The organism is Paraliobacillus quinghaiensis (assembly GCF_003426025.1).
GTDB lineage: Bacteria > Bacillota > Bacilli > Bacillales > Amphibacillaceae > Paraliobacillus_A > Paraliobacillus_A quinghaiensis.
Map to the genome: position 1 here is coordinate 55,257 of NZ_QJSH01000001.1, position 11,648 is coordinate 66,904.

Genomic DNA, 11,648 nt, shown 5'->3' on the forward strand with positions numbered 1-11,648 from the left:
AAATGTGAATATATTTTATAATTCGACAAAATACAATTGCGTTTAAAAATTATCCATTAACCTAGTCCATTAGCCTCAAAATTACACTATTATGAGGGTTTAAACAAAGAATGTACAGAATTAGCATAGACACTTTAGTTGTTTTAAATTACAATATTCGTTATAAAGGGACTTTTTCTGACGCTTAAAATTATTCAGGAGGTGTACAATAGATGTCGCTTTTTGGAGGTTCGATTACAAGTTTACAAAATGGACTTAAGTATTCGACATTAAAAAACCAAACAATTGCAAATAACATTGCAAATGTAGATACTGCAAATTACAAAGCAAAAGACGTTGTTTTTAAAGATGTACTTAATAACAAAATGCAAAATGATTTTCAAGCAAAAATAACGCATAAAGATCATCTTAATTTTAGTGGCAACAATAGTTCATTCAAGATTGTGTCAAATAACAGTACACAATATAATCATAACGGGAATAATGTCGACATTGATAAAGAAATGACTGAACTGGCAAACAATCAAATATACTATCAAGCATTAGTTGATCGAATTAGTGGTAAGTTTAATAGTTTACAATCAGTCATTAGAGGAGGTTCATAATGAGTATTTTTAACGCATTAAATACAAGTGCAAGCGCCTTAACTGCACAGCGTTTACGAATGGATACAGTCTCTTCTAATATTGCGAATGCTGAAACGACAAGAGCAACCATTAACGAAGATGGCGAATATGAGCCATATAGAAGAAAAATGGTTACGTTTGAGTCAAAAGGCGAAAGAAGTTTTGCCTCCCATTTACAACGAGCAACTACAACAAATCAAAATGTTGGATCTGGTGTACGTGTAGCTGAGATTACAGAAGACGATGAACCATTTACGCTTGTATATAACCCGAATCATCCTGATGCAAGAGATGATGGTTACGTACGAATGCCAAATGTTGATCCATTACAGGAAATGGTTGATTTAATGAGTGCAACACGCTCATATGAAGCAAATGTTACAGCGATAAATGCTACCAAGAGTATGTTAATGAAAGCATTAGAAATAGGAAAGTAAACCCCTAAAGGGAGGGATATGAAGTGGCGATAAATATACAAGCTTTACAAACACCTACCTTGCAAAATCAAGGATCAGTAGGTTCAAAGTTATCTGTAGGAGAAGCGCAAGGCCAATTTGCTGGTCAACTTAAAAATGCAATTGAGCAATTGAATGCCTCTCAAATACAATCTGATCTAAAGACTGAAGCGTTAGTTAACGGAGAAATAGACGATTTACATGATGTGATGATTACCGCTCAAAAAGCGAGCGTTACGTTAAATACAGCTGTAGAAGTGCAGCGTAAAGCAATTGATGCCTATAATGAAATTATGCGTATGCAAATATAGGCTACACTAATAATTAAATCGATTGACTTGTTGCATGGAGGCAAAAAATGAAACAGAGTTTAGTTACATATAAAGACAAAATAATAGAGTATTGGCAAAGTAAATCTGCTAAACAAAAGGGAACATCACTTTTTTTAGTGCTTTTGTTTCTAGTTATCGTTATTGGTGGTAGTGTACTAGCAACAAGATCATCAATGGTTCCTTTGTACAATAGCTTATCTATCCAAGAGGTTGGGCAGATAAAAGCAGAACTAGATGCTAGAGGCGTAAACTATGAGGTCCAAGGTGGAGGGACAGCAATTCACGTACCTAGTGAGCAAGTAAATACGTTACTTGTCGATCTAGCTGCACAGGGCATACCCAATAATGGAAGTATTGACTATTCCTTTTTTAGTGAAAATAGTTCGTGGGGTATGACAGATAACGAATTTGATGTAATGAAATTAGATGCAATGCAAACTGAACTAGCTAATCTAATCACAGGAATTTCAGGAATCGAATTTGCTAACGTGATGATTAACTTACCTAAGGAACAAGTTTTCGTTAGTGATCAGCAACAAGAAGCATCTGCATCAATTGTATTAGAAACAACACCAGGGTATCAATTTGAACCAAGTCAAATTGATGCACTTTATCATTTAGTATCAAAAACAGTTCCAAATCTCTCTAATGATAATATCGTCATTATGGATGGAAACTTTAACTATTATGATCAAAATAATCAAAAAAATGTTGCGAGCGGAGATATTTATACAACACAACAGAATGTTAAAGAAGATATAGAGCGAGATATTCAGCGCCGAGTTCAACAAATGTTAGGTACAATGATTGGAGCAAATAAAGTAGTTGCATCTGTAACAGCTGATATAGATTTTACCCAAGAGAACCGAATTGAGGAACTTGTTGAACCAGTAGATGAAGAAGAATCAGAAGGGTTACCTGTTAGTGTAGAGAAGATAACAGAAACATATACAGGTGATGGTGCACCGTCTGCTGTTCCTGGTGGGGGAGAAGAAGATATAGCTAATTACCCTGCAGGTGAAGACGCTAGCGGTGATTACGAAATGGTTCAGGAGTCAATCAATTACGAATTTAGTCGAATTCAGCGTGAAATAGTAGAAAGTCCTTATAAAGTCAGGGATCTTGGTATACAAATTGCTATAGATAATACGAAAGAAACTGTCGATGCAAATGGGGAGCCTGAACTGTTAACAGCGCAAGAACAAGCTGATGTAGAGGCAAGTATTGCGTCAATTTTAAATTCAATTATTACAACTACAATTGATGGAACCTATGGAGAGATAAATCCAGGTGACAAAACGTCGATTGTATTTCAAGAATTCAATCATAAACCAACAGCTGGAGTACCAACGACGGTACCTGGAATTCCAACTTGGGTCTACATCACTGGTAGCGTTTTACTACTACTTGTTATTGGATTGATCATTACACTGGCAAGAAAGAAAAATGTATCTGAAGAAGTTGCTTATAGTGAAAGTGCACCAGTAGAACAGGAAAGTTTTGAAGTTCCTGATATTGAAGGTGTTGTAGATAGTGAATCATCAATTAGAAGAAAACAGCTAGAGAAAATGGCAAATGATAAACCTGAAGAGTTCGCAAAATTATTACGAAGTTGGATTGCAGATGATTAGGGGGAAACCTTTATGGCTAGAAGAGAAAAATTAACTGGTAAACAAAAAGCTGCGATTCTATTAATCTCGCTTGGACCTGATGTTTCAGCACAGTTATATAAACATTTAACCGAAGAAGAAATTGAAAAACTAACGTTAGAGATATCATCGGTGAAAAAAGTGGAATCAAACCAAAAAGAAGATATTCTCGACCAATTTCATCAAATAGCGTTAGCGCAAGATTATATCTCACAGGGTGGGATAAATTACGCAAAAACAGTTTTAGAAAAAGCGTTAGGAGCAGAGGAAGCTACTAGTATTATTTCGCGTTTAACATCTTCCTTACAAGTTAAACCATTTGATTTTGCGCGTAAAGCTGACCCAGCCCAAATATTAAACTTTATTCAAAACGAGCACCCACAAACAATAGCATTAGTATTATCTTATTTAGAAAAAGAGCAAGCAGGACAGATTTTATCCGAATTACCACAAGAATTGCAGGCAGACATTGCAAAACGGATTGCGTTAATGGATTCGACATCTCCTGAAATAATTTATGAAGTGGAGCAAGTATTGGAGCGAAAACTTTCTGCAACTGTTACACAAGATTATACACAAACCGGTGGAATACAGGCTGTTGTTGAAGTGTTAAATGGTGTAGATCGAAGCACAGAACGGACAATTTTAGATGCGCTTGAGATTCAAGATCCAGAATTGGCTGAAGAGATTAAAAAACGCATGTTTGTATTTGAAGATATTGTTACACTTGATAACCGTGCGATTCAGCGTGTTATCCGAGAAGTGGAAAACGATGATCTTCGTCTAGCGTTAAAAGTTGCAAGTGATGAGGTTAAAGAAATTGTGTTCAGCAATATGTCAGAACGGATGTCAGAAACATTTAAAGAAGAAATGGAATTTATGGGACCAGTTCGATTGCGTGATGTAGAAGAAGCACAAACAAGAATTGTTTCAGCGATTCGTCGGTTAGAAGAGGTTGGCGAAATTGTCATAGCTCGTGGTGGAGGAGATGATATTATTGTCTAACCAGTCAAAAGTTATTGGCATAAAACAACTGAAATTTGCGAATGAAAACACGGGAGTAGATCAGGAAGATCAAGAAACATTAGAAAACATACAAAAGCAACAAGTACAAGCTGAGGAAGAACTAAAGCTAACTAGAGATAAAGTAGATCAACTCTTAGCTGATACAAAAAAAAGAATAGAGACCGAACAAGAGCAATGGAAAGAAGAAAAAGCAAGATGGGTAGAAGAAGCAAAACAACAAGGTTATCAAGACGGCTTTCAACTTGGTAAACAGGAAAGTATAACAGAATACAAAAAACTATTAGAACAAGCACGAAAAATAGTTGAACTAGCAGAACAAGAAGGCGAAGCAATCCTAGCGCAAAGTGAACCCAAAATTTTACGTTTAGGGTTAGTGGCCGCTTCAAAAATCATACATCAAGAACTTGAAAAAAGTGATGCATATATAGATATTGTTCGCAATGTGCTACGAGAAGTACAAGAGCAACCATTAGTTCGTATTAAATCAAATCCAGCAGATTACGAAAAAATGCAAAAGTATAAAGACGAACTACGCTTAATTATTGATACAAAAGCAGAACTAACATTTTATCCCGATGAAGCGCTGACTGAAGGAGCTTGTGTTATTGAAACACCTTTCGGAAAAATTGATGCAAGTGTAGATAGTCAATTAGAAACCTTACGTCATTCTTTGTTTGATTTAGCGGGGGAGATTAATCGTGAAACTTGATATCTATGCTGCATCGATAGAAAAAATGGACTTATATAAGCGGTATGGAAAAATACAGCGTGTCGTAGGTCTTATGATTGAATCAAAGGGACCTGCTGTAGGGATTGGCAATGTTTGCTATATCCATACAACTTCCAAAGCTAAAATTTATGCAGAAGTTGTTGGCTTTCATGATGAAAATGTACTTCTAATGCCCTATGCACCAATTAATGAGATTAGTCCAGGCAGTCTTGTTGAAGCGACAGACAAGCCGCTTACGATAAAAGTTGGTCGTGGATTAATTGGAAAAGTAATTGATTCAATGGGACACCCTCTAGATGGTTCTATATTACCAAAAGGGTTAATGTCCTATTTAACAGAGCGGACACCACCTAATCCTTTATCTAGACCTAGGATATTAGAGCCGATTCAATTGGGCGTCAAAGCGATTGATTCCTTATTAACCGTTGGAAAAGGGCAACGTGTTGGGATTTTTGCAGGAAGTGGTGTTGGAAAAAGTACACTTCTAGGTATGATTGCTCGAAATAGTGATGCTGACATTAATGTGATTGCAATGATTGGTGAACGTGGTAGAGAGGTTCGTGAGTTCATTGAAAAAGACCTTGGAGAAGAAGGTCTGAAAAAATCAATTGTGGTTGTTGCTACTTCTGATCAACCAGCTTTAATGCGAATAAAGGGTGCTTATACAGCAACAGCCATTAGTGAATATTTCCGTGATCAAGGATTGAATGTCAACCTTATGATGGACTCTGTTACACGGGTAGCAATGGCACAAAGAGAGGTTGGACTGGCGATAGGAGAACCGCCAACAACGAAAGGATATCCTCCTTCTGTATTTGCAACATTACCTAAGTTATTGGAGCGAACAGGAACAAGTGATAAAGGTACAATCACAGCTTTTTATACCGTTTTAGTAGATGGTGATGATTTAAACGATCCAATTGCTGATACTACAAGAGGTATACTTGATGGTCATTTTGTTTTGGATAGGAAACTTGCAGAAAAGGGACAATTTCCAGCTGTAAATGTTTTAAAATCAATTAGTCGCGTTATGCCACAGATAACATCAGCAAGAGACCAGCAAATTGCGCAACATGCTCGCTCTATTTTATCAACATATGAAGAAAATTATGAGTTGATTCAAATAGGAGCATATAAACGAGGTACGAGTAGGGAAGTAGATCAAGCAATTCAATTGCATCCGAAAATAATTTCTTTTTTGAAACAAGGAATGGAAGAAATGTGCTCAAGAGATGAAGCGATGAACATACTTGAAACCAGCTTGTATGGAGGGAATAAATGATGACAAATATCAAAGCATTCCAAAAAATCCTATCTCATCAGGAACGAATAAAGAATGAAGCACAAATTAATTACCAGGAAGCAATGAACGATTTTGAAGTGGTAGCAACGAAACTATATCAGTTATTGAGAAAAAAAGAAGAAGTTGAAAAACAATATGATTATTACTTGCAGTCTAGTGGCACTGTGACTACGTTAGCAACACATTATGCCTATATTGACGAAATAAAGAAAAAAATACAGCAAGTAGAATTAGAAGTGAACCAAAAAAGAGCTGTAATGGAAAAAAGACAAGCTATATTAACCGAATCGCATATAGAGGTAAAAAAATTTGAGAAGATCATTGAAAAGAAAAATAACCAAGCAAAGATAATGGAAGTATATAACGAAAAAATGCAAATGGATGAAACATCTTTACGACAATTTTTAATGAATGAAGATAGGTGAGTATATGGCAAAAGCAACTGAAAAAACAAAAAAACCTGGATTTTTGCAATGGTTAATGGTTATTGGAATCCCATTATTATTTGCCCTTATTATCGCTATTATAATCATATCTGTAATGGGAATTGATGTTATTGCAAAATCCAAAGAAGTGGCTAACCAGATCCCCTTTTTATCATCAGTTGTTGTAACAGAAGAAGAAGCGAATGTAGAACGTGAAATAACTAATTACGAGAGTCAAATTTCTAAAAAAGATCAACAGATTAGGACACTTGAGGCAGAGCTTTCAAATCATGAACAGACAATTGAAGAATTAAATCAAGAGGTTGTTAAACTTACAAATCAAGTTGAAGAAGTGTTTGAAGAAGAAACAACTAATCAAGAAGTGAATAGTGAAAAACTAGATAAATTAACTAAATCATATGAAGAAATGGATGCAGAAAAAGCAGCAGCAATCCTAACTAATATTACCTCAGAATTGGCTGCTAGCTTATTACAACAAATGAACAACGAAGCACGAGGATCCATTTTAAGTGAGATGGATGCAGAGATTGCCGCGGATCTTACGCAATTGTTACTTGAATAATAAATGATTATTACGTACTTGAGAGGAGGTGAAAGAGAGATGAATGTAGCTGCACTGATGAACCAGCAAACAGCTAAGGTGGAAAAAAGGAATTTAAATAATAACACAACAGGGCAATCACCATTTGGTAATCTATTAAAAGGCCTTGAGAATAAGATAACTGATAGTTTAAGAGAGAGTCCACCTCAATTAGGTATTAGAGAAAAATTAACGTCAGTTAAAGAAAACAATGAAACTAATAGCCTCCTTAAGGCACTGGTAACAAGTGATCAACTAAGTTTAAAGCAAGTGTTACAACAACTTGAAGTGAACCAAGATTCTAATTCTTTTACTGCTCAGACAAATCAAGATGTTCTTACGAAAATAGCTGCATTTAGTTCTTTATTGACGGAAGTTGCTACAGATAACCAAAAACTAGATGAAATAAACAACTTGTCTAACAAGGAGCTATTACATGGTCGTTTACTTCTAAGTGAAAATCATACTTTATCAGATGTCGATTTAGAAACCTTAACGAATCAATTGAGACAAGTGATCAGACAAATTTCAACAGATCAAACAGGGTATGACTCTGAAGGAGAAACGATTCAATTACTACAACAATTGGAATCACTAGCAGAAAAAAGTAATATGCCTGAAGAAGCAAAACAGCTTAAGAAGCTTGTGTCACTTCTGCCTGTGGATTCAGATGAAAAAGAGCAAAACAATTTAATTAGCAAATCGAGCAATGATATTGCATTGGATCACATACCTCTTGCTGATTTACCAACTTTAGAGCATCAAAAGCTTGATACAAAAGAAATGACAAGTTTGAAAGAAGAGATAGGGCAACTAATAAGACAAGTTTCAGTTAACAAACCAGCAAATGATGCAGTGGCAAAAGTGATGGAATTATTGGAACAATGGGCAACTTTGACTGAAATACCACCACAAGAAACGTTAGCTTCAACAGATACAAAAGGCATAACTAGCGTAGAAAATGATTCGGTAAAACAGATTCTCTCACAGATTTCTCGAGAAATAGAAACGCAACAAGAAATTCCAAGTGATAAGCTTATAAATCAACTTGAATCGTTAGAGCGGTTGTTGCAAGTCGAACTGAAAGCGGTCAATAATAATCAGTTGACTCGATTACCAGAAATAGAAAATTTATGGAAGCAAATTAGTCAAGTTCTAGAGGTTGCAGGTCAATTAGAAAACGATTCAAATGTAAAAGTCTTGAAGTTGTTAGAGCAGTGGTCTTCTTTAGAAAAAGCAGCACCCAAAGAAGTAGCTAACTTGTTAACGCAAAAGCAAACCACACCAGAGGGTCAGTTGTGGTCTCGCCTATTACAAACGTATCAAAAAAGAGCAGATGGGCAAATGCAATCCAAGTATCAATCTAGTGCAATGGTAACAACAACTGATGTATCAAAATGGATTAAAAATGCGGTTTCTAGAATAACTTCTGAATCCGACCAACCAAAGACAGCTAGTTTCGTAGAAAATTTTCAGCCAGGGCAATCCATTTCCAAGCTAGAACAATTTGTTGTTCATATGAAACAAGCGGAAATGCCTGATCAAAAAGCAATGGAAAACCAGTTAATGGAACAATTTCAGAAAGTTATCAAGTCAAGTAAATTTATGACTGGGCCGAACGGATCTAATCAATTGTTGATAAAATTAAACCCAAATCAGTTGGGAGATATATCAGTCAAACTAACCCAATTAAATGGAGAAATGATTGTGAAAATTGCTGCGACAACACAAGCCGCCAAAGAAGCGTTAGAATCAAATTTACAACAATTGCGGCATATGTTTTCACCAAGTCAAGTAGTTGTTGAAAAGCAAGATGCACAGAGCTTTGCACAAGCCCAGGATGAATGGAATGATTCTTTTGATGATCAAATGTCACAATCCAGAGAGCAAGAGGATTCAGAGAGGCAAGAACATGAAGATCCAGATAAAGAGCAGGATCTTAGTTTTGAACAAGTATTAATGAATGAGAGAGTGTAGGTGAGTCATAGTGACAACAATAGATAGTTCTTATTATTTAAGTAATAAGCCTAGAGGTACAACAAACTCTAACTTGGGTAAAGATGAATTCATGCGGATATTGATGACACAATTGCAGAATCAAGATCCTTTAAATCCTATGGAAGATAAGGAATTTGTTTCACAAATGGCAACTTTTTCTTCGCTAGAGCAAACGATGGAAATGAACAAGGCAATTAATCAATTAGTTCAGAATCAAGCTGTTTCACCTGTCATTCAGTACAGTCATTTGATTGGTAAAGAAGTTTCTTATTATAATCTAAACGAAGAGACTGGGGAGATTATTGAACCAAGAGAAACAGTGAAAAGTCCTGTTATCGCAATTAGTCAAAAAGAGGGACATGCCGTTTTAGAAATGGAAAATGGAAGTAAGATTTATACCGATGAAATCATTAAAATAAATCAACCTTCTATCGAATAAGGAAGGGGAAGACATATGGATCATCGTATCCAACAATTACACCAAGGAGCATTGCTACCAAAACGTAAGGTAGCACAACCGGTAAAGACGAACACATCGTTTCAAGATATTCTAACCAATGTCCAATCTTTAAAAGTAAGCAAACATGCACAAGCACGTTTAACAGAACGAAATATTAAGATTGATGATGCAAAATGGCAACAAATTTCAGAAAAAGTAGTTGAGGCAAAACAAAAAGGTATTACAGATTCATTGGTTGTTACAGATGAAGCAACGCTATTAGTTAGCACGAAGAATAATACTGTAGTTACTGCGATGGATCGCAAAGAAGCGCAAAGTCGTATTTTTACTAATATTAATGGCACAATTGTAGTTGATTAGGCTGGACCCGTTTAGGGAAGCCGTTCAAGCTGTTGACTGATTGATACAGCTAAAACATTTAAAAAGGAATGGTGAAAAATATGTTACGTTCAATGTATGCAGGTATCTCAGGTATGAAAAATTTTCAAACAAAATTAGATGTGATTGGTAATAATATTGCCAATGTTAATACATCTGGATTTAAAAAAGGCCGGGTTACATTTCAAGATATGATGAGTCAAATGGTTTCAGGTGCGGAAGGTCCAGTTCCAGGTAACAGAGGTGGGGTTAACGCAGCGCAAGTAGGTCTTGGTTCGCAGGTTGGATCAATTGATAATATTCAAACTCAAGGTAATAGACAGACAACAAACCGAACATTAGATTTATCACTTGAAGGTGATGGATTGTTTGTAGTTGGTCGTAACTTGATAGATGGCGCTACATTAGGAATAGATTTACAACAGTCTGATGTTAGTTTTACAAGATCTGGTAATTTTTACTTAGATAATGATGGGAATATTGTGAATTCAGATGGTCTATATCTACTAGGGGAAGGTTCAGAGGATGCTGCTGGTACTGGAGATTTCATACTAAATGGTGAATTAAACAAAATAGCAATACCTGCAGATGCTGCAAGCTTCAGTATTGCTGATAATGGCACAGTAAATTATGTTGATCCTCAAGGAAACACTCAAATTGCTGGTCAAATAAGATTAGCTTCTTTCTCTAATCCTGGTGGACTTGAAAGAACTGGATCTAATAGTTTTAGATTAACAGATAATGCAGGTGCATTTAATGATGGTGACGATCTTTTAAATAACATAAATGATTTAGTGACACCAGGTGAGCAAGGTTCTGCATCTATTGTATCTGGCTCATTAGAAATGTCCAATGTTGATTTAGCAGAAGAGTTTACTGAAATGATTACGGCGCAACGTGCTTTTCAGTCAAATACAAAAATAATCACAACATCAGATGAAATATTACAAGAGTTAGTAAACTTGAAGCGATAATAAGGAGGTGTGGAGCAGGTTTATATAACTTGCTCCAACCATAATATGATTGAGATCACAAAGTTTAATGGAGATAGCTTTACGCTAAATGCTCTATTAATAGAACAAATTCAATCATTTCCTGATACAACGATCACACTTACGAACGGCAAGATTATTGTTGTAAAGGAATCCGAACAGGAAGTGGTAACGTTGGTAAATAGTTATTATGAGATGATTGGTATAAAAGGATGGCAAAAAAAAGTAGGTGAGTGTAATGAATCCTAGGTTGTTTAAAATAATGATAGGTTCTTTGGTGGTCATTTTAATTGTAGGGATAGGCGCACTAATTTATATTTTAAATAGTTCAGATGAAACAGATGGCGAGTTAAGTATCGAAGAAATGGTAGAATATTCGTTTACAACAGAAGAGATGAATACAGATTTAAAAAACGGTGGTTTTGTCCAAATTCAGTTTAATATAATAACAGATAGTAAAAAAGCACGTGCTGAAGTACAGAATCGCTCATTTCAGTTAAAAAACATTTTTATAAAAGAATCAGTGGATTTGACAAAAACGGATTTCCAACAAGGACTATCTGATTTAGAGACAAATCTAAAAAATCAAATGAATGAGCTTATGAATGAAGGAAAAATTATCGATGTGTATATCATTAGTAAAATCCTACAGTGATAAAAGCTCCAACATAGG

Annotated in this window: 15 protein-coding genes; all 15 read left to right on the forward strand. The window is 35.5% G+C overall.

The window, feature by feature from the left end; genetic code table 11:
* Positions 1–212: 212 nt before the first annotated feature.
* The 15 genes from flgB (at position 213) to D2K40_RS00350 (ending at position 11,630) form a co-directional block, all read left to right on the forward strand.
* Positions 213–605, forward strand: coding sequence for a flagellar basal body rod protein FlgB (flgB, locus tag D2K40_RS00280; protein WP_117151787.1), 393 nt, complete (start codon positions 213–215; stop codon positions 603–605).
* Positions 605–1,063 carry a flagellar basal body rod protein FlgC gene (gene flgC / locus D2K40_RS00285; protein WP_117151789.1) on the forward strand — a complete coding sequence of 153 codons (459 nt, stop codon included), beginning with the start codon at positions 605–607 and terminating at the stop codon, positions 1,061–1,063. Before flgB ends, flgC begins: the two co-directional genes overlap by 1 nt.
* A 35-nt stretch (positions 1,064–1,098) precedes the next feature.
* On the forward strand, positions 1,099–1,392 hold the full coding sequence (gene fliE / locus D2K40_RS00290; RefSeq protein ID WP_476704036.1) for a flagellar hook-basal body complex protein FliE: 294 nt from the start codon (positions 1,099–1,101) through the stop codon (positions 1,390–1,392).
* A gap of 47 nt (positions 1,393–1,439) precedes the next feature.
* A complete protein-coding gene (fliF, locus tag D2K40_RS00295; protein ID WP_117151793.1) occupies positions 1,440–3,044 on the forward strand; it encodes a flagellar basal-body MS-ring/collar protein FliF in 1,605 nt (534 codons plus the stop codon).
* A 12-nt stretch (positions 3,045–3,056) separates the two neighbouring features.
* Positions 3,057–4,067 (forward strand): flagellar motor switch protein FliG, encoded by a 1,011-nt coding sequence (gene fliG, locus D2K40_RS00300; protein WP_117151795.1) that lies wholly within the window; start codon positions 3,057–3,059, stop codon positions 4,065–4,067.
* A complete protein-coding gene (gene fliH / locus D2K40_RS00305) occupies positions 4,060–4,797 on the forward strand; it encodes a flagellar assembly protein FliH (protein ID WP_162879095.1) in 738 nt (245 codons plus the stop codon). Before fliG ends, fliH begins: the two co-directional genes overlap by 8 nt.
* The gene (gene fliI / locus D2K40_RS00310; RefSeq protein ID WP_117151799.1) at positions 4,787–6,100 is read left to right on the forward strand and encodes a flagellar protein export ATPase FliI; all 1,314 of its coding nucleotides are present in this window, start codon (positions 4,787–4,789) and stop codon (positions 6,098–6,100) included. The genes fliH and fliI overlap by 11 nt, the downstream gene beginning before the upstream one ends.
* Positions 6,097–6,546 carry a flagellar export protein FliJ gene (fliJ, locus tag D2K40_RS00315; protein ID WP_229666587.1) on the forward strand — a complete coding sequence of 150 codons (450 nt, stop codon included), beginning with the start codon at positions 6,097–6,099 and terminating at the stop codon, positions 6,544–6,546. The genes fliI and fliJ overlap by 4 nt, the downstream gene beginning before the upstream one ends.
* 4 nt (positions 6,547–6,550) lie before the next feature.
* Positions 6,551–7,129: a MotE family protein gene (locus tag D2K40_RS00320; protein ID WP_162879096.1), complete on the forward strand. Its 579-nt coding sequence runs from the start codon at positions 6,551–6,553 to the stop codon at positions 7,127–7,129.
* Between the two features lie 39 nt (positions 7,130–7,168).
* A complete protein-coding gene (locus D2K40_RS00325) occupies positions 7,169–9,124 on the forward strand; it encodes a flagellar hook-length control protein FliK (RefSeq protein ID WP_162879097.1) in 1,956 nt (651 codons plus the stop codon).
* A 10-nt stretch (positions 9,125–9,134) separates the two neighbouring features.
* Positions 9,135–9,584: a flagellar hook assembly protein FlgD gene (gene flgD, locus D2K40_RS00330; RefSeq protein WP_117151805.1), complete on the forward strand. Its 450-nt coding sequence runs from the start codon at positions 9,135–9,137 to the stop codon at positions 9,582–9,584.
* Positions 9,585–9,599: 15 nt separating this feature from the next.
* Positions 9,600–9,965, forward strand: coding sequence for a TIGR02530 family flagellar biosynthesis protein (locus D2K40_RS00335; RefSeq protein ID WP_117151807.1), 366 nt, complete (start codon positions 9,600–9,602; stop codon positions 9,963–9,965).
* A gap of 80 nt (positions 9,966–10,045) precedes the next feature.
* Positions 10,046–10,957 (forward strand): flagellar basal body rod protein FlgG, encoded by a 912-nt coding sequence (gene flgG, locus D2K40_RS00340; RefSeq protein WP_117151809.1) that lies wholly within the window; start codon positions 10,046–10,048, stop codon positions 10,955–10,957.
* A gap of 9 nt (positions 10,958–10,966) precedes the next feature.
* Entirely contained in the window at positions 10,967–11,224 is a 258-nt protein-coding gene (locus tag D2K40_RS00345; protein WP_420816002.1) for a flagellar FlbD family protein, read from the forward strand.
* Complete coding sequence (locus D2K40_RS00350) at positions 11,214–11,630, forward strand: flagellar basal body-associated FliL family protein (RefSeq protein ID WP_117151813.1); 417 nt, start codon at positions 11,214–11,216, stop codon at positions 11,628–11,630. Before D2K40_RS00345 ends, D2K40_RS00350 begins: the two co-directional genes overlap by 11 nt.
* The last annotated feature ends 18 nt before the right edge of the window (positions 11,631–11,648 follow it).